The sequence below is a fragment of the Thermostichus sp. MS-CIW-37 genome, assembly GCF_054060065.1.
On record NZ_JBSSCV010000016.1, the window covers coordinates 43,274 to 64,179 of the forward strand.

Consider the following 20,906-nt stretch of genomic DNA (forward strand, 5'->3'; position numbering starts at 1 on the left):
CCCTGCAGCACCTGCCCCCACCCCTACCAACGGCCAGGGCGAAGGGGGAGGCGGGTAGGTCATGCCTCTGTTGAATTGCTGCCCGGCGCTGCAGCCGGCCTGACCGCGTCAGCGCTGCAGTTCCCCCCCCAGCGCTTTGCTCCTGACGCCAGCTGTCCCATGGGCTATTTTTGCTGGGGATCCCCCCTGGTTGCCCGCAGGACTCTGTCCCACCGGCGCGAAAGGGCGAGCCATCCCAGTTTTAAGGCCGGCCCCAGCACCTGCCAGCCGCGAAACCGAACCACCAGGGATCCCTGTCCGCACCAGCCGATGCGGGTGAAGGTCAAGCGCAGGTGTTGGGCCAACTGAGGGGGTAGAGCGGCGATTAGTCCCAAGCATTGCCCCGTCAAAGCCGGATCGGCAAAGCCAATTTCCACCCCTCCTTGCCAAGATTGGATGTGGAGCTGCTTGCCCAGCTTCCACAGGTAGGGCCAATCTCTGGGGGAGCAACGTTCTCTCCGCTGCGCCGGCCAACGGCCGCGAAGGCGCAGGGATCCCCAACGCCATTCCCAACCACGGCGGCTGCCCCGCACAGTCCACCCCCCCCACCCGTGCCATTTCCAGATCCAGGCAAGGGGGCCCTGCCAGGGTTTGCGGTAGCGCAGAATGAGCTGTTGAGGCCAGAACAAGAGAGTTCCCACAAAGACGGCCAGCAGCAATCCCAAAGGACTCCGTCCCGCTAACGCGAACAGCTTGAGCACCGACTGGGATCCTCCGCGGTCAATCCATAGCGGGCCAGAAAACGGGGCAAATCGACCACCAGGCAGGTGTAGGATCCCTGCATCACCAGCCGCTCCTGTTGGGTAATCTCGACCTGAAACCGAATGCGTCTTCCCTCCACGGCCACGACTTCGACCCGAACCTGCAAGGGATCCCCCGCCACCGCTGCCGACCGATGCTCCAAGGCAAAGCGGATCCCGACCGCCGCTTCCTCCGGCTCGTAGAAGGGCTGCAAGGTGGTGTGGCTGCACCGCTCGATCAACGTCAACAGAGCCGGGGATCCGATCACCTTCACACCGGGGTTGCCCAGGGCTGCAGCGGTTTGTTCTGGGCCGAGGGTCCCTTGCCAGGTGCCGAGGGTGCCCAGGGGAACAGGTTTCATCAGCGGGCGGGGGCGCGCCTTCTCCCAGAGTGCCATAGGCTCCAGCCTTGCCAGAGCAGGAGAATCAACGCCAGGATCCCGACCACCCCGGCCAGCACCAGCGCCCGTTCCCAGCGGGTGGCATGGAAGCCGGTTACCGTCCAATCGCGGCTGAGGTTGGATCCCAGAATGGCGAGCACAGCCAGGCCCAAACCTCGGATCCCCAGAGATTCCGCCCCTCTTCCCTCCTGCTGCAGGAGGATGGGCTGCAGCGCCGCCAGGATCAAGGCGGTGGTCAAGGCTCCCAACAGGAAGGCCGCTTGCGGCTGAGCGTGAATGAAGTAGCCCACCCCCACCGGCAGAGCCAGGCTGGCCAGCGTCAGAGCGATCCCCGTCTGCAGGGGTTTGTCTGGCCCATACAGCCAGTGCAGGAGCGCCGCCAGCGCCATGGCCGCCATGCCCAGGTACAGCGCCGCCGACACATAGGGTTGGGTGAGGTCGATCCCGGCAACCTGCAGGTTGAACTGGTGCAACAGGTTTTGCAGCAGAGGGCGGGCCGACAAGAAGAGGGCTGCCATCGCCCCCCAGCGGCTGGGAAAAGCCAGACACCCCAGCCCCAAGAGCGCCGCCCCGTAGGATCCCCCCAGCCGCAACGCCAGCAGCGCTCCTCCCCCCACCAGCGTTAGGCCCACGCAGGCCCGCCAGAGCAGCCGTCCTTGTTGCTCGGCAACGCTGACGCGACCGGCTAAAGCCTCCGGCCCGCTGACGCCAGCAGGTTCCCCTGCCGGCGCGGGGATCCCCTGTCCCGTCTGGTTCTCCAAGGCAAGCAAGGCCCACGAGAGCAGCACCCCTGCCCCGTAGAGCAAGGCCCAGAAGGGATCCTGGTATAGGCCGTTGCGGGTCAAGGCCAAGGCCAGCGCCAACGCCACCAGCCACCCCACCCCATGCCCCACTGCCGACAGCAGCCCGGGGGAGTCTTCTGAGGCGGTCAAGAGCGGCACAGTGCCTGCCACCAAGCTGAGGGCGGCCAGCCCCACCGGCAACAGCACCTGCCAAGGGAGATCCGGCTGGGATCCCATCTCCAGCAGGCGAGATCCCCAGGTTATGGCGGCAATGCCGCTCCACCCCTGGCCCAGCGCCATCAGCAACGACAGGGCTTCCGCTGCGGCCAAGACCCCCAGCAAAGGGATCCCCACCAAGCCCATCCCCAGGCCGCAGCCCCACAGAAAGAGCATTCCATGCTGCTCCGCAATGCCGATGCGACTGGGGGAGCCGATAGCCAGACTTTGCCAGGCCGCCAAACTGAGCAACAGCACTACCAGCCCTTGCCCGGCCCGACCGCAACCACTCAACCCCAGCAACCCCACTCCCACCAGGCCCCCCAACAACAAGGCAAGGGGGATCGGCTCCGGCAACTGACCCAGCCAGCACCCCAGTGCCACCAATGCCGCCAAGCCCAGCCCCACCGCCGGTTGCCAACGGCGAACGGATCCCCAGCGGCGATAGCGAATCGCTTCCAACAGCAGAATCACAAAACCAATCGCAGCCGCAATCGCCAAAACCCCTCTGTCCATAAGCCCCCGCCCTTTCCCCCCAGCCTTGCTGGCTTTGTCCTGGTTCCCAATTCTTCTCGCAGCTACCCACTCTATTTAAGACCTGCCCTCCCTTCTGGAGCCAGTCAACCCGGCCTCCTCAAAGATAAGCTGGAAGAGTGCAGCAAGCGAGCATTCATGGCTTCAGACCAGTACAAGTTCGATCTCTTCCTGCGCTACCACCGAGAGCAAGCCCGTTGGGCTCGGCAGTTGGCAGAGCGGCTGGATCGCGAGGGTTTCAAAGTCTGGTTTGACCGCTGGATGCTGCAGCCGGGGGATAACCGCAAGCTGGAGCTGCAACTGGCCATCGAACAATGCCGCTGGGTGGGAGTGGTGGCCTCTCCAGAGTTTGTTGCCGATCCCTGGCCAAGGGATGAGCTGTACAGCGGGTTTCCCCATGCCCCGGCACGACAAAACCAGCGCCTGCTGACGCTGCTGCACACCCCCACTGAGCTACCCCGCCCCCTGGAAGAGGCGCCCCTGCTGGATTTTACTGGCTCAGAAGAGGATCCGGTGCTGTTTGAGTACCGCGCCTTGGAGCTGATGCACTTTTTGGATCCCAGCTTCCCTGCCCCCGGGGATCTGCAGCGGTTCCGGCTGCAATACCGCCGCCGTGAGGGGAAAGAGTCCCTGGAAGATGAAGAGGTGCGGGGATTTCAGGCCTTTTTGCGGGCCATCCAGATGGCCATCCTGCGCATTGCCACAGGCGAAACCCCCTCCGCCACGCCAGAAGAAGGAGCGCGTCAGATCGCCATTTTGCAGTTCATTCAGCGGCTGTTTCAGTGGAACAGTGCCGACATCCAATTCGAGCGGGGGGAAGACTGGCGTCGCCGCGGCAACCTGACGGAAGCCCTGGCCGCCTACGACCGGGCTCTGAACATGGATCCCAACTTCGCCCTGGCTTGGAGCCGCCGTGGGGATGTGCTGGTGCAGCTGGCCCGCTACCGCGAGGCGGTGGACAGCTACAACGGATCCCTGAGCATCAACCCCTACGACGAAGAAACCCGGCTGCGCCTGGCCCTGATTCTGGGGCGCCTGGGGCAGTACAAGTCGGCGGTGGTCAACTACGACAAGGTGCTGGAGAGCAACCCGGAAGATGCTCTGGCCTGGCATAACCGCGGCATCCGCCTGCTGCAACTGAAGCGGTCTAAGCTGGCCCTGAACAGCCTGAACAAAGCGCTGCGCTACAACCCCAAGCAGCCCCGCACCTGGCTGGCCCGTGGGATCGTGTTGCGGCGGCTGCGTCGGCCCAGCTCGGCAGCGGCTAGTTTTGCGCGGGTTTTGAAGCTCAACCCCAGAAGTGCGCGGGTTTGGCGCTACCAAGGCAATGCCCTCTTCCACTGCCACCGGCTGCGCTCGGCTGTCGAGTGTTACAAGCGCTCGCTGCGGCTGCGTCGCCGGGATCCCATCACCCTGCACAACTTGGGGGTGGCCCTGCTGCGCTTGGGGCAGTATCGGCTGGCCAGCAAGGCCCTAGAACGCGCTCTGCGCTACGATGCCGACAACTACAAAAGCTGGTACGCCCGCGGTGTGGCCTTCCAGAAATTGGGCTACCTAAAAGAAGCCTGTATCCACTTCGAGGAAGCCCTCAAGATCAAGCCGGAGCACTTTCCGGCCCGCTATGCCCTGGCAATGGCCCAGCAGGAGCTGGGGCAATATGAGGCCAGCCTGCAGCATTTCCAGCGCTTGGTGCAGCAGCGTCCCGGCAGTTCTGCCTGCTGGTTTGGCCAGATCACCAGCCTGCGGCGTCTGGGCCGGCTGGAAGAAGCCCGTGCCGCCTGCCAGCAGATGCTCCGCCTCAACGAACGGGATCCCTGGGGCTGGTTTGCCCTGGGGTTGATCTACAGCGAGCTGAGGGATCCCGAACAAGCTGTGCAAGCCTACTCGCGGGTTTTGCAGCTCACCCCAGAAGATGCTGTGGCCCTCAACAACCGCGCCTGGGAAGCCTTGAAATTGGGGAAGCTGGAACCTGCCCTGGCAGACGCCCAACAGGCCACGCACCTGGATCCGCAGCGGCCCGCCTTTTGGCACACCCTGGGGCTGATTCAACTGCGGGCCGGCCAGCGAGCAGCCGCCCAGGCCAGCTTGCGGCGCTGTCTGGAGCTGGATCCGCAATTTCAGCCGGCCCAAGCCGCCCTGCAGGACTTGGCCCAGGAAGACTCGGCCTCGCCGGCGGGAACAGCTCTGCCGGATTTGGAAACCCTCACTCCCCAACCGCAGCCAGTTGACCCCAACCCCTAGCAGGATCCCCTGGGCTTTCAGACCCCAAGGACAATGCCTGCAGCAGGCAGACGGGAGCAGAACATGCCACACTGGATCCCGCCCCCCAGGACCGACACGCATGGATCCCTATCTGATCCCTGTCAAGCTTCCCCACAGCTCCTACGATATTCTCCTCCAGTCTGCCGAAGGCCCCCCTGGCCACAGCCTCATCCAGCTGGGATCCCAAATGCGAGCTAGAGGGCTTTCCGGCAGGGCTCTGGTGGTGAGCCATCCCGGCATTGCCAAACACTTTGCCGAGAAGTTGCTGCAGGGGCTGCAACAAGCGGGGTTTGCCGCCCACCTCTGCCTATTGCCTGCCGGCGAACGCTACAAAACCCTGCGCTCGGTGGCCAAGATCTACGACGCCGCCCTAGCCTTTGGCCTGGAACGCTCCTCCACCTTGGTGGCGCTAGGAGGGGGGGTCATTGGCGACATGGTGGGGTTTGCCGCCGCCACCTGGCTGCGCGGGATCCCTTTTGTGCAGGTGCCCACCTCACTTTTGGCCATGGTGGATGCGGCCATTGGTGGCAAGACCGGCGTCAACCATCCTGGCGGGAAAAACCTCATTGGGGCGTTTTATCAGCCGCGCCTGGTGTGGATTGATCCAACGCTATTGCAGACTCTGCCCCAGCGGGAGTTTACCTCAGCCCTAGCGGAGGTGATCAAATACGGCGTGATTCAGGCTGCCGACCTATTTGAGTTTTTGGAAGATCGACCCCAACTGAGCCGCTATACCGACTTTACTCCCGCAGACTTGCACTACCTGCTGCGCCGCTGTGCCGAGTGCAAAGCCTGGGTGGTGCAGCAGGACGAGAAAGAAGCGGGCCTGCGGGCCATCCTCAACTACGGCCACACCCTCGGCCATGCCCTAGAAGCTGCCACCGGCTACCGCCGCTATCTGCACGGAGAAGCTGTCGCCATCGGCATGGTAGCTGCCGGGGAGATCGCCCGCCGCCTGGGTTGGTGGAGCGCCGCCGAGGCGGAGCGGCAACGACACCTGATCGAAAAAGCAGGATTGCCCAGCCGATGGCCCGCCGGGATCCCTTGGGAGACGGTGTTGCAGGCGATGCAGGCCGACAAGAAAGTCAAACAGGGGCGGATTCGCTTCGTTTTGCCCCGCCGCATCGGCCAGGCCGAGCTGACCGATCAAGTCGAGCTGGCAGAGGTGCAGGCTGCTTTGGCCTCGATTACAGCAACCTCTGGAACCCTAGAATTAGGAAAACCTAAGGACAAGAAAGCATGGCACGGCAACAACGAGTAGCCATTTTGGGAGCAACAGGGGCAGTAGGGACGGAGCTGCTGACGCTATTGGAAGAGCGCCATTTTCCTGTAGCCGACCTCAAGCTTTTGGCCTCGCCCCGTTCAGCGGGCACTTATTTGACCTTCAAGGGGGAGCGGATCCCGGTGGAACCAGTTTCAGAAGCGGCCTTCCAGGGCCTGGATCTGGTGCTGGCCTCTGCCGGAGCCGGTGTTTCCAAAGCCTGGGCCAAGCCCATCGTCGAGGCGGGGGCGGTGCTGATTGACAACTCCAGCGCCTTTCGCCTGGATCCCGATGTCCCGCTGGTGGTGCCGGAGGTCAACCCCCAGGAAGCCTTCCGTCACCAAGGGATCATTGCCAATCCCAACTGCACCACCATCCTAATGTGCGTGGCCATCTACCCCCTGCATCGCCACATCCCCCTGCGCCGCGTGGTGGCCGCCACCTATCAATCGGCCAGTGGGGCCGGGGCCCGCGCCATGGTGGAGCTGCAAGAGCAAACCCGCGCCTACCTGCAGGGGCAGCCGTTGCAGCCCCAGGTGTTCCCTTACCCCATTGCCTTCAACCTCTTCCTCCACAACAGCCCCCTGCAAGAGAACGGCTACTGCCAGGAAGAGATGAAAATGGTCAACGAATCCCGCAAGATTATGGGATCCCCCAACCTGCGGCTGACAGCTACCTGTGTGCGGGTGCCGGTGCTACGTACCCACGCCGAGGCCCTCAACCTGGAGTTTGAACAGCCCTTCCCTGTGGAAAAAGCCCGGCAAATCCTGGCCCAGGCCCCTGGGGTGGTGCTCATTGAAGGTTGGCAGCAGAACCGCTTTCCCATGCCCATCGACGTGGCCGGCAGGGATGAAGTGGCGGTGGGCCGCATCCGCCAGGACATCTCCGAGCCCAAGGCCCTGGAGCTGTGGCTGTGCGGGGATCAAATCCGCAAAGGTGCGGCCCTCAACGCCGTTCAAATTGCCGAGCTGCTATTGAAGGACTAATTTACAACTCTCCAGGTTACTGGCCCCGCTGTAACAGGGGCAGCCTCATTGCTGATCAACGTCACCGGGTCGTTGGGGTAGATGTAGGCGTCGTTTGGGTTCAGAGCTAACGCCGTTTGGACAGTGATGTCCACTGTGCAAGTTTGTCCTGGGCTTAGGCCTGCTGATCCGCCGGTGAATGCAATGGTTTCATTGTTTCCATCCAAATCTGTATCTGTGAGCGTAACGGTGCCGCACGTAGCTGGCGACACAGACGAACCGGTAGCTTTCAAACCATTATTCGGATTGTCCGGCAAGATGTGTTCAAAGGCCAAGTTCGTCAGTGGAATGGATGCGTTGTTGATGATGGTAAACGTCAAAATTCCGGTGCCGGTAAGTGCGCTACTGCCACCTAGGACACGCGGGTTGGGATCAAAGGCCATGGTAAAGGTGGGATCTGGCACCGTTACCGTTAGGTTGATAGCATCAGCGATGGCATTAGGCCCTTGGTTGCTGCTCAGGATTACCACGGGGCTGGTCAGGGATCCCGCTGTCGTGGCTGTAACTTGAAGATCCAGGCTGATGGTGCAGCTAGCGTTGGCTGCCAATGAGCCGTTGACCAGCAAGATGGAAGTTGCTCCTGGTGCAGCTGCCAGCGTCCCGCCACAGCCGTTGCTGAGGTTGTTGGGATTGGCAACGACCAAACCGGTAGGCAAGGGGTCGGAAAAAGTTAGACCAGCCAGGGGCAGGGCAGAGGTGTTGGTAATCGTGTAGGTCAGAGTTGTTTTGGGAGTGGAGCCAAAAGCCAGCGAGACCGAGGTAGGACTAAATGCCTTGCTAAAAGTCGGGGCACCCGTTGTGGGCGTAGGTGTCGGGGTTGGGGTGGGTGTTGGAGGCGGCGTAGGTGTCGGAGTTGGAGTCGGTGTAGGTGTAGGCACTGTCGTCCCACCGCTTCCGCCTCCACCGCAGCCGGTCAGTCCTAGACAGGCCGCTCCTAGACTCAAGGCCACAAGAGTTGTAGCTGCTTTTTTCTTCATCGCTCTCTCACTCCTCATCACTATCGGACTTGACTTTAGTTTTTATCGACCTGTCTTGCTGCAGTGTACTCCAGTCCAATTGCTGTTCAGGACGCTTCTGCGCCGAGGCAATTTGCAATTATTGTAATAAACCTTGGCTTAGCTGGCAAACTCCAACTGGGGAATAGAGCCTTCAGACTTGCTCTTGTGTACCTTGCTCATAAACACAAAATCTGGCGCTCCAAGCCAACTTTCAGAACCTCGCCTATGCCGCTCGAGCCAGCAATGTTCACACAACGTTGGAAAGGGAGGAGAATTGAAAAGCATTCGGCCTTTGTGGAGATTGGCTTGTGCATCCAATCGCGATGGGATCCCTGGCCAGCTTGATCGCCGGCTTGGCGACGGGGCTGGGGGCTTTGCCGGCCCTTTTTCTTCCCTCGCTCTCCGAAAGGGTACAAGGGATCCTGCTGGGATTTGGGGGTGGGGTGATGCTGGCGGCCACCTCGTTTTCGCTGGTGGTGCCGGGCACCGAGGCAGCCATGGCGCTGGGGTATTCCCCATTTGGAGCGGCGGTGGCGATGGCGGCGGGCCTGCTGCTAGGGGCAATCTTCCTGGAGAGTGCCCACCGCTTTTTTCCCCACGAGCACTTTTTCAAAGGGGTTGAAGGGGAGAACCGCGCCCATTTGAAGCGGATTTGGCTTTTTATCATTGCCATTGCCCTGCACAATTTCCCGGAAGGCTTGGCGGTGGGGGTGGGATTTGCCACCGGCCAAGTTAGCGATGGGTTGGCGCTGGCGCTGGGGATCGGCTTGCAGAACATTCCAGAGGGGCTGGTGGTGGCTTTGTCGCTGGCAAGCCAAGGGTATTCGCGGCGGTTTGCTTTTGCCATTGCCCTGGTGACCGGGCTGGTGGAGCCCATCGGCGGGATCCTGGGAGCAACGGTGGTCTCTCTGGCGCAGCCCCTACTACCCTGGGGCATGGCTTTTGCGGCGGGGGCGATGTTGTTTGTCATTTCCGATGAGATCATCCCTGAGTCGCACCGGCAGGGGTTGGAGCGGGAGGGCACCTTTGGGGTCATCAGTGGGTTTGTGGTGATGATGTTGCTGGATATCACCTTGGGCTAGCAAGGGATCCCGTCGCGAAGTGGAACGGAGTTTTATTTTTTTATGTTGAGTAACGAACCCTTTTTGTGGCGAGGAGCAGGGGAACACGCCTGTCTGCTGCTACATGGATTGGGGGGCGGTGTTTACGAGTTGCAATGGCTGGCAGAGCGGCTGTTGGCGGCTGGCTTGACGGTGCAGGGGTTTAACTATCCTGGCCATGACAGTGCTCCGCATCGCTTACACGACCGCCGGTCTGCCCACATGCCCCCTTCCCGCTGGACGGAGTGGTACGGGCGGGCTTTGGAGCATTATCTGGCTTTGCAGCAGGAGTATCCCCGCGTTTCCTTGGTGGGCTTTTCCACCGGCTGTCTGCTGGCTTTGCACCTGGCTTTTGCCCATCCCATCCATAAATTGGTGCTGCTGGCGCCATTTTTCGCCATTCGCCACCACTGGTACTATCTTTTTCGCCCTGAGCAGTACCTGAACAGCCTGGGTTGGCTATTGAAGGAGGTGCCCCGCCTCAGCTTGCCGATTCGGGATGGGGACGCTCGAGCCTTGGCAGAAAGAACGGCCTATTTCCGCAACTTTAATCTGTCGGCGGTGCGCAGCGCTCTGGAGCTGATCGAGCGGGTCAAGGGAGAGGTGGCCGGCATCCGGGTTCCCACTCTGATCCTGCAATCTCGCCAAGATACAGTAGTGGATCCTGAACAGGCAGCGTGGCTCTATCAAGAGCTGGGATCCGAGGAGAAGATCTTGTCTTGGCTGGAGCACTCCGACCACATCCTCACTTTGGACGGGGAGCGGGAAACGGTGTTTGACCAGGTTTGCGCCTTCCTCAACCAGGATCCTTCTGCGCCCGGATCAGCGTAACCCGCTGCCAAGCACCGCGGGCATCGTAGTCCCGGATCAAACGCAAGAGACAATGGCAGTCTTCCGACTGCGGAAACCAGCTCAGGCTCACCGAAAAGCTGCGATCCCGGTGGGCGGTAGGGATGGGCAAGGGATCCGGCCCGCCAATCCACAGCCCTCCCGGCAAGGGATCCCAGTTGCTCAACCACTCTGCCCCCAAGCAGTCCACCTCGGCTTCGGCAAACCGGCCCTCGGCAACCGCAAAGCTCTGGGCGATCCCCCGCCATCTCCCCTGGAGGCAGGCCCTCAGTCGCTCTCTGCTCAGGGGTGCACAGTCTGCAACGGGATCCAAAGCTTGGCCGCGCCGCTCCAGGATCGCGGTTACCTCTACCAGACGACCTTGGGCATCCCACTGTTGCACCAGCCGCGCCTTGCGATCCCCCCAGAGAAAGCCCTGCTCGACGGCAAAATCACTAAACGGCGCCAGCTGCAGCCGCCCGTTGGAAAAGGATCCATCGGGGAAAAACCGCAATCCCGGCGAGAAATCCTGGTAGACCCAGCTCTGGGAGCTTTCGGGAGTGGGGGATCCCTGTAGGGGGTAGTAGGCGTTGGTTTGGCGGATCGCGCTCCCTGCCGCCGGACTTCCTGAAGAAGAGGATGGAGCCAAGGCCTCAAAGGTGATGAGGCTGCGCTTTTGGCCCCCCAGCTCCCAGCCGCCGGCGGTGGGTCGATAGTTGGAGAAGAGGCCGTGCCACACTCCCAGGTGGAGAGCCAGACATTGTTTTTGGGTTTTCATGAAGCAATGTGAAGCTAAGATTGTGAGGACGTAACGCTGGAGAGCAAGACCTATGGGGAAGAAGCTCCGAGGTGGCATTTTACTGGTTTTGGGGTTTATGCTGTCTCCCCTTTCCTGGTGGAATGACTTGTTTTTCAACCTGCCGATTGCCTATGGGTTGGGCTACCTGTGTAGCCTGTGGCAGCCACAGTGGTTTTTGAGCGGAACCCTCGTGGGGTACTGGCTCTCCAACTTGATGGGCATTCTCATGATGCAGTTTGGCGCTACGGATGTCGTCGAGAAAGGCGAGAAACCCCGCAATATGAAACGCGATCTCTTGATTGGGCTGGCTTCTTCTACCGCCTATACTTCGGCAATTGTTGGGCTGCTTCAGTTTCACCTCGTCGATATCAGCGCCATCTTCCCCATTTCTTAACCCTATGCCGCTGGCAATTTTCTGGGCAACTTTAGTCGAAGGGATCCTTGCTTTTGTTGCCACCCATATCGACGACTTTTTCTTGCTGGTTCTGTTGTTTGCCCAGGCGCAGCTGCAACCCCTGTGGAAGGGCTGGCACATTTGGCTGGGAGGCTACTTGGGCTTGGCAGGGTTGATCCTGCTCAGCTCTCTGGGATACCTGGGGGGCCTGCTGTTGCCGCCACCTGCGATTGGGCTGCTGGGGGTGATCCCGATTGCTGTGGGTGGTTGGAAATTGTGGCGACCTGAACCTGAAGAAACCTTGGAAAAAGAGTTGGAAGAGTTGCGAGAGCGCCCAACCCAAAAGGCTTGGCCGATCCTTTTGCCCCCACCAGCCCTGATGTCCATGCTCCTCACCTTTGCCAATGGTGGAGATAATGTCAGCCTGTATGTTCCTCTGTTTGCCGGCAGCACCCCTCCTCAGTTGGCCCTCTTTGCCACAATCTTTTTTCTGATGAAGGGATTGTGGTTTGCAATGGCTCAAAAACTGACGATGCAGCCTGCAGTGGCGAAGGTTTTAACGGAACGGACAGAACACTGGGTGCCCTGGATTCTCATGGGCTTGGGGGTGTGGATCCTGTTCAAAAATGAGACTTGGAGATGGCTTTTGTCTTAGACTCTGGCCGGGATTTGTTCGTGATAGCGGGACGGGATTCTTTCGAGTTCTAGTCGTTGTGTCGGTCTAGAGAGGGATCCCAGTCCAGATCTTCGTGGCGGTGCTCCCGTTCCCAGCGATGCACCCAGTCCCAAATGCGATAGTGCTGCTCGGCGGTGAGTTGCTTGGGATCTTGGGCCAAAGCGGCAGCCTCTTCCGGGGTGAGCAAAGCAGCCAAGCTGCCGATCTCCACCAAATAGCGGCGTTCTTCCGCAGTGGTGTGGGACTGATTGAGCCGTTGAATTAAACGACGTAAGGTGGCTGCATCTTGACTCATAAGCCGATAGGAAAGAATCGACGAGCATCTAAGCTGGTAAGAACAGTTTAAGAGCAGAATCATCAAAATCACCAAAAGAAAACAGTCCAAATTGTCTGCCCAATGCTCCTCTAATCCTCAAAGGATCCCAGAATGCGCACTTCCGGCTCCAAAAGCACCGACCATTGCTGATAGACCTTTTCCTGGGCCAAGCGAATCAAGCGGTAAATGTCCTTGGCACTCGCCTGATGGCAATTGAGGATGAAGTTGGCATGGCGCTCTGAAATTTGGGCCCCACCGATGCGGTACCCCTTCAACCCCACCTGCTCGATGAGCCAGCCGGCAGGGTGAGATTCGGGGTTGCGAAAGACGCTGCCACAACTGGGCAAATGATAGGGCTGAGAGCTTAGGCGTTGGTTGAGGTAGCGCTGGGTTTCCCACTGCACCTGGGACGGATCCCTGCTTGGGATCAACTGCAGCGTCGCTCCTGTCACCGTCCAGGGGGAGTCCTGTAGGCGAGAGCGGCGATAGCCAAATTGCAGATCGGCAGGTTCTAGGCGGCAGGGCTCTTGTTCCTCGTCCAAAATCTGCACTTCCACCAGCACATCCGCCATGGCGCGTCCGTGGGCACCCGCATTCATCACCACGGCTCCCCCCAGGGTGCCCGGGATCCCAATCGCCCACTCCAACCCACTCCAGCCTTGCCTGGCGGCGGCCCGCGACAGATTGACCAAAGGCTCTCCGGCAGCGGCCCAAATTCTCCCCCCTTCCAGCAGTTGGATCCCCCGCAAACGGCGGGTACCGATCACCAGCCCCTTCAACCCCGCATCGCTGATGAGCAGATTGCTGCCTGCCCCTAACAGCGTCGTGGGGATCCCTTCTGCTCGCGCCCAAGCCAAACACTGCTGCAGCTCCAGATGGCTACGGGGCTCACAATACCACTCGGCCTTGCCGCCCACGCGAAAGGTGGTCAGAGGAGCCAACGGGATCCCCGATTGAATTCGTCCAGATAGCAGAGCCGCCGGCCCGCGGGGGAGAAGCCTGTCTTCAGCGGTAAGACTTGCCGCCTCAGACTCACAGGAACCGTCCCGCTGAGGCACCACCGGAGCCGTCGTCATGATTCAATACCTCAGAAGCAGCTATCTTTTCAGCTGAAGTTTGGATTTTTGGCTTGCCCAGGCTGTTCCCTCACCTGAGCCGCATATGCCCGCATCGTAGCGATTATCTGCTGATTTAAGTCCCCTGCGCCCAAAAAAACGGCGAGATCTCCAGGCTGCAGGACGGACGGCAACACCTCCGGCAATCGCGGCAAAGACGACACATAGCGCACATGGGGATGGTGCTCCGCCACCGCCACGGCCAAGCGCAAGCTGTCGGAACCCTCAGGCGCCGGCTCTCCCGCTCCATACGTAGGCACGATCACCACCACGTCCGCCTCCCCAAAGCAGCGGGCAAAATCCTGGAACAAGGCAGCCAAACGGCTGTGGCGATGAGGCTGAAACACGGCCACCACCCGCCGCTGTTGCAGACGGGCTGCCTGCAGAGTGGCCCGAATCTCGCTGGGATGGTGGGCATAGTCGTCGATAAAGGTGACTCCACCCACTTCCCCCTTGTGCTCAAAGCGGCGATGCGCCCCCCGAAATTGCGCCAAAGCTGAGGCAATCACCGCAAACTCCAAGCCCAACTGTCGCCCAACGGCAACCGCCGCCAGGGCATTGCTGAGGTTGTGGGATCCCAGCACCTGCAACTGGAGCTGGCCGAGCAGGGATCCCCTTTCCCAAATCTCGGCGCAGGTGAAACTGGCAGTGTAGAGGATTTGGCGAGCTTGGTACTGGGCTTGGGGATGACCGGTCAGGCTGTAGCCCACATCCACCGCCAGGTGAGCCGCCACGTTGGGACAGTCCAGACAGGCCACCAGGGTTTGGCTTTGCTGCCCATACTGTTGAAAAGCCCGGATCACCTGCCCCAAATCGGCGTAGTGATCGGGGTGATCCAGCTCAATGTTGGTGATCACCCCAATCTTGGGATAGAGCCGCACCAGGGATCCATCCGACTCATCCACCTCCGCCACCCAATACTCCCCCTGGCCCAGACGGGCATTGCCATCCCAGGCATCCACTTCCCCGCCGATAATCAAGGTGGGATCCCAGCCCGCCGAGAGCAACACATAGCCGATCATGCTGCTGGTGGTGGTTTTGCCGTGAGTGCCGGCCACCCCAATGCCAGAGCGACGGTTAAACAGAGCCGCCAACAAGTCTGCCCGGTGCCAAACCGTCAATCCCTTGCCCAGGGCAGCAGCCAATTCTGGATTGGTGGGGCGAATGGCGCTGGAATAGACCACCTGGGGATCCCCGACCAACCCCTCCAAGCTGTGGCCCTGAAAGAAGCGCACCCCCAAAGCTTCCAGGCGGCGGGTACGGCCATTGGCGACAATGTCGGATCCGGAAACGCGAAACCCTTGTTTAGCCAGGATATAGGCCAGGGCCGACATCCCCACTCCACCAATGCCCACAAAGTGATAGGTGGACAGCAAGGGATCTAGGGGATCCAAATGCAGGGGCGGAGGCTGAGACGGAACCGGCAACGGCGGGATGGGATCCCTTCCTCCAACTGTCTCCACCATCGCAACTCCACCCCACTCCTAAAACCGCCACACTCCAAAAAAAGGACTGCGTTCTGCTGACTACAAACAGGTTCGAACAGGCCACATCATATCAGGAATCCCCAGAGCTAGGTAGGCTGCGCCCCACCGGTTGCCGTGATCTGCCGGCACCTTGGGGAACCCACAGGGGGTGAAAATACGGTGAGCACAAGCAACACAGAATACAGCTGGACATTTTCATCCCAAAAACTTTACACTTATTTAAGAAAAAGAGGCGGCGTTTGTCGTCTGCAAAGCCACAGCGGGTAAAAGGCCATGAACCCACGAGCGCTTTGGTCGCTGGCAGGAGTCGGGCTGCTTGGTTGTGCCGGTCTGGCATGGCTGGGATTGAGCCAACAGGGAGCCACACAGTCGGTATCGGGAAGTGCAGAGGCAACGGTGGAAATGCGGCTGCCTCCTCAAGTGGGTGCTTTGGGTCGCCTGGAGCCGGAGGGGGAAGTGCTGCGCATTGCCGGTTCCCCCGGAGAACGGCTGGGAGAGCTGCTGGTGGCCGAGGGGGATCGCGTGGTGGCAGGCCAAGTGCTGGCCTGCTTGGAAAGCTACGCCGAGCGGTTGGCGGAGCGAGAGTACGCTGCCGCCCAACTTCAAGAGGCCCGCGCCCGGTTGCAGGCCGAGACCCGTTTCAGTCAGGCCCAAATCCAAGAGGCACGCACCCGCCTCAGCCGTCTGGACGAGCCGCAACAGATGCAAATCCGCTCCCAGGAAGCGGTGGTGGAACGTATCCGGGCAGAACTGGCCGATGCCGAGGCCAATCTGGCCCGCTTTCAGGAGCTCTGGCAGGAAGGAGCAATCTCGCAACAAGAGCTGGATCAACGCCGGCTGCTGGTGCGGCAACGACAGGAGGACTTGCGGGCTGCCGAAGCCACCCTGAGCCAACTGCGCCTGGCCCGTGAGCGGGATCTGCTCAATGCCCAAGCCCAAGTCCAAGCTGCCGAGGCGGGACTGAGTCTGGCCCAAGCCCAAGTCCAACTGGGATCCCTGGCCCGCAATCTGGAACTGGCAGAAGCTCGCCTAGAGCGCACCCTCATCCGCGCTCCCCGTGCTGGACAGGTGCTCAAGATCCACACCCGCCCTGGAGAGGTCATCCCCGCCGGCGAGGGCATTCTCGAGCTGGGCAACACTGACCAAATGATGGTGGTGGCCGAGGTCTACGAAGCAGACATCTTGCGGGTTCGGCCAGGCCAGCAGGCCACCATTAGCAACCGCGCTCTGCCAGAAACCCTGCAGGGCCGAGTGGAGCGGGTAGGCCTGCAGATTGGCAAGAAAGATGTGCTCAACACCGACCCAGCTGCCGATGTGGATGCCCGTGTGGTAGAGGTGTATATCCGCCTGGATCCGGAGAGCAGCGCCCGCGTGGCTGGCCTGACCAACCTGCAGGTGAATGTGGCCATCGATGTCGAGGGGTAGGCTCAGCCCATGTACAGCCTGTTCAGTGTGGCTTTTATCGCCCATCGGATCCCGTTGGCCTGGCTGCAGTTGACGCGGGAGAAGATCCGCCTGCTGGTGGCCCTGGCGGGCATTGCCTTTGCTTGCATCTTGATGTTCATGCAGTTGGGCTTCCAAGACAGCCTGCTGGAAAGTGCCATCCGCTTCCACGTGGCCCTGAAGGGAGAGATCTTCCTGGTCAGCCCTCAGTCCAACGCCCTGATTGCCATGAACACCTTCTCCCAGCGGCGACTCTATCAGGCTTTGGGCTTTGAGGGGGTGCGGGCCATCTCGCCTGTCTATGTGGGCTTTGCCCTCTGGAAAAACCCAGAGACCCGCCGTACCCGCAGCATTTTCGTGGTGGGAGTGGATCCCTCGGCTGATCTGTTGGACTTGCCGGAACTGACGCCGGACAAGCTGGAAGAGATCAAAAAGGCGGACGTGGTGCTTTTTGACCGCCGCTCCCGCAGCGAGTTTGGCCCCATCCCAGAGTGGTTTGAGTCCGGGCGAGAGGTGGTTACTGAGGTGGGAAACCGCCGCGTCCAGGTGGGGGGCCTGTTTGAGATGGGGGCCACCTTTGGAGCCGACGGCACCATTCTCACCAGCGATCTCAATTTCCTGCGCATTTTTCCGCAGCGGGGGCGCGGCCTAGTGGATATCGGCGTGGTGCAACTCCAGCCGGGTGTGGATCCGGATCCCTTGGTGCGGCAGATGCGGGCTTTGCTGCCGGAAGATGTGCGGGTGCTCTCACGGGCGGAGTTTATCGATATGGAGCAAACCTACTGGGAAGAGGGCACAGCCATCGGCTTTATTTTCGGCCTGGGGGTGGGCATGGGCTTTATTGTCGGCATTGTGATTGTCTATCAAATTCTCTACACCGATGTGTCGGATCACCTGGCGGAATATGCCACTCTCAAAGCCATGGGCTACACCGATACCTACCTGCTGGGGGTGGTATTTCAAGAGGCGATCCTGCTGGCCGGCTTGGGGTATATTCCCGCCTTTGCCCTGTCGGTTCTGCTCTACGATTTGACGGCCAATGCCACGTTGCTGCCTATTGCCATGACCTTCAACCGGGCGATGCTGGTGCTGGGGCTGGCGGTGAGCATGTGTTTCATCTCAGGAGCGATTGCCGTGCGACGGCTGCGGGCAGCCGATCCTGCCGACATTTTCTAGAGTTTTGGCTGTGGGCAGGGCGCCGGGGCGTTGGTAAGTCAATAGTCTGCCAAAGGGGATCGGATGGATGGTGAAGGGTTTGAACTAAACTGTCTAAAAACTTCTGGGATCCTCATCAACGCTCTCCGGCCAAAGGTTTCTAAATGGTCTCATCTCAACGCTCCAAATGACGGCCTAAGTGGTCAATGAGTTGTCAACGCAAAGTTTTGAGATTTTGAGTTTCCTATGCTGACTCCTCTTCTCGATCAAGCTGCCCTTGCTTCTGCCCAGAATGCCGTTGAGCCAGTGGTGAAAGCCGAAGGTGTAAACCACTATTTCGGCGAGGGATCCCTGCGCAAGCAGATTCTCTTCGACATTAGCTTTGCCCTGCAGCCAGGGGAGATCGTGCTGCTGACTGGCCCTTCCGGCTCCGGCAAAACCACCCTGCTGACGCTGCTGGGGGCCTTGCGCTCGGTGCAGGAGGGCAGCTTGCGGGTGTTGGGACAGGAGCTGCGGGGAGCTCAGCCGAGCACTCTTATCCAAATCCGCCGCCAGGTCGGGTACATTTTCCAAGCCCATAACCTGCTGCGCTCGCTGACGGCAGCTCAAAACGTGCGCATGGCTCTGGAGCTGCACAACGGCCTTGCTCCTCAACAGGTGCAGCAGCGGGCAGAGGAAATGCTGGCGGCAGTGGGCCTAGGGGATCGCGTCCACTCTTACCCTGAGCAGCTTTCGGGAGGACAGAAACAGCGGGTGGCCATCGCGCGGGCCTTGGTCAGCCATCCCAAGCTGGTGCTGGCGGACGAGCCCACGGCAGCCCTAGATAGCAAGTCGGGTCGCGAGGTGGTGACCCTGATGGAGAAGTTGGCGCGGGAGCAGGGCTGCACCATCCTCATGGTGACCCACGACAACCGCATCCTGGACATCGCGGATCGGGTGCTGCACATGGAGGATGGCCGGCTGGAGAGCCAAGGGGTTGCCTAGCTTTGCCCAGAGCAGGCGTGGCGGCGGTACCAGTCGATGGTGCGCTGCAGCCCTTCCCGCAAGCCGACTTTGGCCACAAAACCCATCCTCTCTCGGGCTTTGGAGACATCCAGACAGCGGCGGGGTTGGCCATTGGGCTTGTCCGTTTGCCAGCGGATCTCTCCCCGGAACTCCATCAGCTCGCAGATGAGGGCAATCAGATCCCGGATGGAGATCTCTTCACCGGTGCCCAGGTTCAAGGGATCCGCCCCGTCGTAAAGCTGGGTGGCCATGACAATGCCGCGGGCCGCATCTTCAGCGTAGAAAAACTCGCGGGTGGGGCTGCCATCCCCCCACACTTCGACATAGTTTTGGCCCCGTTGCTGTGCTTCATGCACCTTGCGGATCAAGGCTGGGATGACGTGGGAGCTTTCGGGGTCGAAGTTGTCCATCGGGCCATAGAGGTTCACCGGCAGGAGGTAGATGCCGTTGAAGCCGTACTGCTGTCGGTAGGCTTGCAGTTGCACCAGCAGGGCTTTCTTGGCGATGCCGTAGGGGGCGTTGGTCTCTTCCGGGTAGCCGTTCCAGAGATCCTCTTCCTTGAAGGGGACGGGGGTAAACTTGGGGTAGGCGCAGATGGTGCCCACGCAGACAAACTTCTCCACCCCGGCCAGATAGGCGGCGTGGATGAGCTGGGATCCCATGATGAGGTTGTCGTAGAAGAGTTCTGCCGGCTTGGCTTGGTTGAGGCCGATCCCGCCTACGTGGGCGGCCAAGTGGATCACGATCTCCTGCCCCTGCACCACCTCCTGGCAGACTTCCCAGCGGCGCAGATCCTGGGTGCGCGAGCGCGGGATGCGCACCTGCTCCGGCTTTACCCCCAGCACCTGCAACTGTTGCAGCACATGTTTGCCCAAAAAGCCGCTGCCCCCTGTGAGCAAAATGCGCTTCTGGCTGAGATCAATGGAACCGGGCAAGCTGTTGGGCATAGATCCGACGCAGAGAACTCCCGGCTTTCATTATGCGGCAGAGGGGATAGCCGTATTTCAGCTTACTAGCGCAGGAGCCCCGCCCTCTGTCCGTAGGGCGAGGGTCGGGAGGAATGCGGAGTTACGATACAACCATGACCCAAGTCCTGACCCTTTCCTGCAAGCTCAAGGTGTCCCAGTCGCAAGCCGCAAAGTTGGACGCGACCTTGGATGCCTTCGGCCACGCCTTGAACTGGGTCAACCAAAACACACCCGAGAAAGTCGCCAACGCCGTTAAACTTCAATCTCTGGGCTACCACCAAATCCGTGCCCGGTTCGGCTTGTCCAGTAACTTGGCTCAGCAGGTCTGCAGACGGCTGGCAGGTGCCCGTAAGGTCGCCCGACAGAAAAACCGCCCGGTCAAAGCGTTCAAGGGGGGCTTTGCGACCTATGACGCTCGTATCTTTTCATTTCGCGAGAAAGACTGGACGGTGTCGCTGACCACGGTGGAGGGTCGAGAACGCTTTGAGCTGGCGATTGGTCATTACCAGAGAGAAAAGCTGGCGGGCTCCAATCCCAAATCGGCCACTCTGGTCAAGCGCAAAGGTTCCTACTACATTCAAATCCAAATCTGTGTGGAAACGGAACCGTTTCCACGCCAACGCACGGACAGGGTACTGGGTGTGGATTTGGGAAGGACAGATATTGCCCATACATCGGAAGGAGATAACTGGAATGGACAGCAGTTGAGCAGAGTCCGAGACCGTTATTCCAAGCTGAGAGCGGTACTCCAGCAAAAAGCCAGTAAGGGCACCCGCAGTTCGCGGCGCAGATGCAGAGAACTGTTGCAACGGCTGTCTGGCAAGGAGAGGCGCTTTCAAGCCTGGCTCAATCATCGCATCTCCAAGGCTGTTGTCTCTAGGGCGAAGGCCACAAACAGTGCCATTGCTCTGGAAAACCTGACAGGGATTCGGGAGCGTATCAACCAACAACCCCGCAGCAAAGCCGAGCGGCGCAGGGCTAACAGTTGGGCGTTCTACCAACTCCGTCAATTTCTGGAATACAAGGCGAGGGTTGCAGGGGTTTCTCTGATTCTTGTTCCGCCTGCCTACACGTCGCAGACCTGCCACCGGTGCTTGCATATTCATCCCGACCCTGAACAGTCCTACCGCAGTGGGAAGAAGTTTAAGTGTGGGCACTGTGGATGGGAAGGGGATGCGGATTTCAATGGTGCGAATGTGATTGCGCTTTTGGGGGCTGCTGTAAACCAGCCTAGAGGTCAAGCCTACGGCTCGCTTCGCGAACGTGGTTGGCTTGCCAACTACAGGGCTACCGAAAGCCTGCACTCTTTCGCTTTAGCGGCGCGGAGCACTCTGCGTCAGCATGAGTGCGGGTAGTTTACTG

The 20,906-nt window shown here is 60.4% G+C and carries 20 protein-coding genes; 11 read left to right on the forward strand and 9 right to left on the reverse strand.

The window, feature by feature from the left end; all coding sequences use genetic code 11:
- Positions 1-164 precede the first annotated feature (164 nt).
- The 3 genes from ACVWYZ_RS08750 to ACVWYZ_RS08760 are packed head-to-tail and all read right to left on the reverse strand — an operon-like array spanning position 165 to position 2,694.
- Positions 165-740 (reverse strand): hypothetical protein, encoded by a 576-nt coding sequence (locus tag ACVWYZ_RS08750; RefSeq protein ID WP_457466817.1) that lies wholly within the window; start codon positions 738-740, stop codon positions 165-167.
- Positions 719-1,177 carry a thioesterase family protein gene (locus ACVWYZ_RS08755; protein WP_457466818.1) on the reverse strand — a complete coding sequence of 153 codons (459 nt, stop codon included), beginning with the start codon at positions 1,175-1,177 and terminating at the stop codon, positions 719-721. The genes ACVWYZ_RS08750 and ACVWYZ_RS08755 overlap by 22 nt, the downstream gene beginning before the upstream one ends.
- Positions 1,141-2,694, reverse strand: a complete 1,554-nt coding sequence (locus ACVWYZ_RS08760) for a hypothetical protein (RefSeq protein ID WP_457466819.1) — start codon at positions 2,692-2,694, stop codon at positions 1,141-1,143. The genes ACVWYZ_RS08755 and ACVWYZ_RS08760 overlap by 37 nt, the downstream gene beginning before the upstream one ends.
- A gap of 156 nt (positions 2,695-2,850) precedes the next feature.
- Here ACVWYZ_RS08760 and ACVWYZ_RS08765 point away from each other — a divergent pair, with 156 nt between their 5' ends.
- The 3 genes from ACVWYZ_RS08765 to ACVWYZ_RS08775 all read left to right on the forward strand — a co-directional run bounded on the left by ACVWYZ_RS08765 (position 2,851) and on the right by ACVWYZ_RS08775 (position 7,221).
- Positions 2,851-4,953 carry a tetratricopeptide repeat protein gene (locus ACVWYZ_RS08765; protein WP_457466820.1) on the forward strand — a complete coding sequence of 701 codons (2,103 nt, stop codon included), beginning with the start codon at positions 2,851-2,853 and terminating at the stop codon, positions 4,951-4,953.
- 100 nt (positions 4,954-5,053) lie between these two features.
- Positions 5,054-6,235, forward strand: coding sequence for a 3-dehydroquinate synthase (gene aroB / locus ACVWYZ_RS08770; protein ID WP_457466821.1), 1,182 nt, complete (start codon positions 5,054-5,056; stop codon positions 6,233-6,235).
- Complete coding sequence (locus ACVWYZ_RS08775; protein ID WP_457466822.1) at positions 6,214-7,221, forward strand: aspartate-semialdehyde dehydrogenase; 1,008 nt, start codon at positions 6,214-6,216, stop codon at positions 7,219-7,221. Before aroB ends, ACVWYZ_RS08775 begins: the two co-directional genes overlap by 22 nt.
- Here ACVWYZ_RS08775 and ACVWYZ_RS08780 read toward each other — a convergent pair.
- Positions 7,218-8,255 (reverse strand): DUF7933 domain-containing protein, encoded by a 1,038-nt coding sequence (locus tag ACVWYZ_RS08780; RefSeq protein ID WP_457466823.1) that lies wholly within the window; start codon positions 8,253-8,255, stop codon positions 7,218-7,220. The two genes, ACVWYZ_RS08775 and ACVWYZ_RS08780, sit on opposite strands and share 4 nt — an antisense overlap.
- Positions 8,256-8,566: 311 nt before the next feature.
- On the opposite strand from ACVWYZ_RS08780, the gene ACVWYZ_RS08785 reads away from it, so the two are divergent.
- Together ACVWYZ_RS08785 and ACVWYZ_RS08790 are read left to right on the forward strand one after the other, a co-directional pair.
- Complete coding sequence (locus tag ACVWYZ_RS08785) at positions 8,567-9,340, forward strand: ZIP family metal transporter (protein ID WP_457466824.1); 774 nt, start codon at positions 8,567-8,569, stop codon at positions 9,338-9,340.
- A 42-nt stretch (positions 9,341-9,382) separates the two neighbouring features.
- Positions 9,383-10,189, forward strand: coding sequence for an alpha/beta hydrolase (locus tag ACVWYZ_RS08790; protein ID WP_457466825.1), 807 nt, complete (start codon positions 9,383-9,385; stop codon positions 10,187-10,189).
- Here the strand turns inward: ACVWYZ_RS08790 and ACVWYZ_RS08795 are convergent.
- Entirely contained in the window at positions 10,155-10,964 is an 810-nt protein-coding gene (locus ACVWYZ_RS08795) for a DUF3598 family protein (RefSeq protein WP_457466826.1), read from the reverse strand. The two genes, ACVWYZ_RS08790 and ACVWYZ_RS08795, sit on opposite strands and share 35 nt — an antisense overlap.
- 52 nt (positions 10,965-11,016) lie before the next feature.
- On the opposite strand from ACVWYZ_RS08795, the gene ACVWYZ_RS08800 reads away from it, so the two are divergent.
- Positions 11,017-11,379 carry a hypothetical protein gene (locus tag ACVWYZ_RS08800; RefSeq protein WP_457466827.1) on the forward strand — a complete coding sequence of 121 codons (363 nt, stop codon included), beginning with the start codon at positions 11,017-11,019 and terminating at the stop codon, positions 11,377-11,379.
- 4 nt (positions 11,380-11,383) lie between these two features.
- Positions 11,384-12,034, forward strand: a complete 651-nt coding sequence (locus tag ACVWYZ_RS08805; RefSeq protein WP_457466828.1) for a cadmium resistance transporter — start codon at positions 11,384-11,386, stop codon at positions 12,032-12,034.
- Between the two features lie 49 nt (positions 12,035-12,083).
- On the opposite strand, the gene ACVWYZ_RS08810 is transcribed toward ACVWYZ_RS08805, so the two are convergent.
- From ACVWYZ_RS08810 to murC, 3 genes are all read right to left on the reverse strand, one after another.
- On the reverse strand, positions 12,084-12,350 hold the full coding sequence (locus ACVWYZ_RS08810; protein WP_414329076.1) for a hypothetical protein: 267 nt from the start codon (positions 12,348-12,350) through the stop codon (positions 12,084-12,086).
- Positions 12,351-12,460: 110 nt separating this feature from the next.
- Complete coding sequence (gene murB, locus ACVWYZ_RS08815) at positions 12,461-13,447, reverse strand: UDP-N-acetylmuramate dehydrogenase (RefSeq protein ID WP_011433172.1); 987 nt, start codon at positions 13,445-13,447, stop codon at positions 12,461-12,463.
- Positions 13,448-13,476: 29 nt separating this feature from the next.
- Positions 13,477-14,952 (reverse strand): UDP-N-acetylmuramate--L-alanine ligase, encoded by a 1,476-nt coding sequence (murC, locus tag ACVWYZ_RS08820; protein WP_457466829.1) that lies wholly within the window; start codon positions 14,950-14,952, stop codon positions 13,477-13,479.
- Between the two features lie 294 nt (positions 14,953-15,246).
- On the opposite strand from murC, the gene ACVWYZ_RS08825 reads away from it, so the two are divergent.
- From ACVWYZ_RS08825 to ACVWYZ_RS08835, 3 genes are all read left to right on the forward strand, one after another.
- Positions 15,247-16,398, forward strand: coding sequence for an ABC exporter membrane fusion protein (locus ACVWYZ_RS08825; RefSeq protein WP_457466830.1), 1,152 nt, complete (start codon positions 15,247-15,249; stop codon positions 16,396-16,398).
- Between the two features lie 9 nt (positions 16,399-16,407).
- Positions 16,408-17,592 carry an ABC transporter permease DevC gene (devC, locus tag ACVWYZ_RS08830; RefSeq protein ID WP_414355770.1) on the forward strand — a complete coding sequence of 395 codons (1,185 nt, stop codon included), beginning with the start codon at positions 16,408-16,410 and terminating at the stop codon, positions 17,590-17,592.
- Positions 17,593-17,817: 225 nt separating this feature from the next.
- Complete coding sequence (locus tag ACVWYZ_RS08835; protein WP_414355769.1) at positions 17,818-18,555, forward strand: DevA family ABC transporter ATP-binding protein; 738 nt, start codon at positions 17,818-17,820, stop codon at positions 18,553-18,555.
- Here the strand turns inward: ACVWYZ_RS08835 and ACVWYZ_RS08840 are convergent.
- Complete coding sequence (locus tag ACVWYZ_RS08840; protein ID WP_414355768.1) at positions 18,552-19,523, reverse strand: GDP-L-fucose synthase family protein; 972 nt, start codon at positions 19,521-19,523, stop codon at positions 18,552-18,554. The genes ACVWYZ_RS08835 and ACVWYZ_RS08840 overlap by 4 nt on opposite strands.
- Before the next feature lie 134 nt (positions 19,524-19,657).
- On the opposite strand from ACVWYZ_RS08840, the gene ACVWYZ_RS08845 reads away from it, so the two are divergent.
- Positions 19,658-20,899, forward strand: a complete 1,242-nt coding sequence (locus ACVWYZ_RS08845; RefSeq protein ID WP_457466831.1) for an RNA-guided endonuclease InsQ/TnpB family protein — start codon at positions 19,658-19,660, stop codon at positions 20,897-20,899.
- Positions 20,900-20,906 lie beyond the last annotated feature (7 nt).

Bases quoted from the DNA above. Each gene is read 5' to 3' on its own strand.
- ACVWYZ_RS08755 (WP_457466818.1), bottom strand. From the start codon at position 1,177: ATGGCACTCTGGGAGAAGGCGCGCCCCCGCCCGCTGATGAAACCTGTT.
- ACVWYZ_RS08760 (WP_457466819.1), bottom strand. From the start codon at position 2,694: ATGGACAGAGGGGTTTTGGCGATTGCGGCTGCGATTGGTTTTGTGATT.
- ACVWYZ_RS08765 (WP_457466820.1), top strand. From the start codon at position 2,851: ATGGCTTCAGACCAGTACAAGTTCGATCTCTTCCTGCGCTACCACCGA.
- aroB (WP_457466821.1), top strand. From the start codon at position 5,054: ATGGATCCCTATCTGATCCCTGTCAAGCTTCCCCACAGCTCCTACGAT.
- ACVWYZ_RS08775 (WP_457466822.1), top strand. From the start codon at position 6,214: ATGGCACGGCAACAACGAGTAGCCATTTTGGGAGCAACAGGGGCAGTA.
- ACVWYZ_RS08780 (WP_457466823.1), bottom strand. From the start codon at position 8,255: ATGAGGAGTGAGAGAGCGATGAAGAAAAAAGCAGCTACAACTCTTGTG.
- ACVWYZ_RS08790 (WP_457466825.1), top strand. From the start codon at position 9,383: ATGTTGAGTAACGAACCCTTTTTGTGGCGAGGAGCAGGGGAACACGCC.
- ACVWYZ_RS08795 (WP_457466826.1), bottom strand. From the start codon at position 10,964: ATGAAAACCCAAAAACAATGTCTGGCTCTCCACCTGGGAGTGTGGCAC.
- ACVWYZ_RS08800 (WP_457466827.1), top strand. From the start codon at position 11,017: ATGGGGAAGAAGCTCCGAGGTGGCATTTTACTGGTTTTGGGGTTTATG.
- ACVWYZ_RS08805 (WP_457466828.1), top strand. From the start codon at position 11,384: ATGCCGCTGGCAATTTTCTGGGCAACTTTAGTCGAAGGGATCCTTGCT.
- ACVWYZ_RS08810 (WP_414329076.1), bottom strand. From the start codon at position 12,350: ATGAGTCAAGATGCAGCCACCTTACGTCGTTTAATTCAACGGCTCAAT.
- murB (WP_011433172.1), bottom strand. From the start codon at position 13,447: ATGACGACGGCTCCGGTGGTGCCTCAGCGGGACGGTTCCTGTGAGTCT.
- murC (WP_457466829.1), bottom strand. From the start codon at position 14,952: ATGGTGGAGACAGTTGGAGGAAGGGATCCCATCCCGCCGTTGCCGGTT.
- ACVWYZ_RS08825 (WP_457466830.1), top strand. From the start codon at position 15,247: ATGAACCCACGAGCGCTTTGGTCGCTGGCAGGAGTCGGGCTGCTTGGT.
- devC (WP_414355770.1), top strand. From the start codon at position 16,408: ATGTACAGCCTGTTCAGTGTGGCTTTTATCGCCCATCGGATCCCGTTG.
- ACVWYZ_RS08835 (WP_414355769.1), top strand. From the start codon at position 17,818: ATGCTGACTCCTCTTCTCGATCAAGCTGCCCTTGCTTCTGCCCAGAAT.
- ACVWYZ_RS08840 (WP_414355768.1), bottom strand. From the start codon at position 19,523: ATGCCCAACAGCTTGCCCGGTTCCATTGATCTCAGCCAGAAGCGCATT.
- ACVWYZ_RS08845 (WP_457466831.1), top strand. From the start codon at position 19,658: ATGACCCAAGTCCTGACCCTTTCCTGCAAGCTCAAGGTGTCCCAGTCG.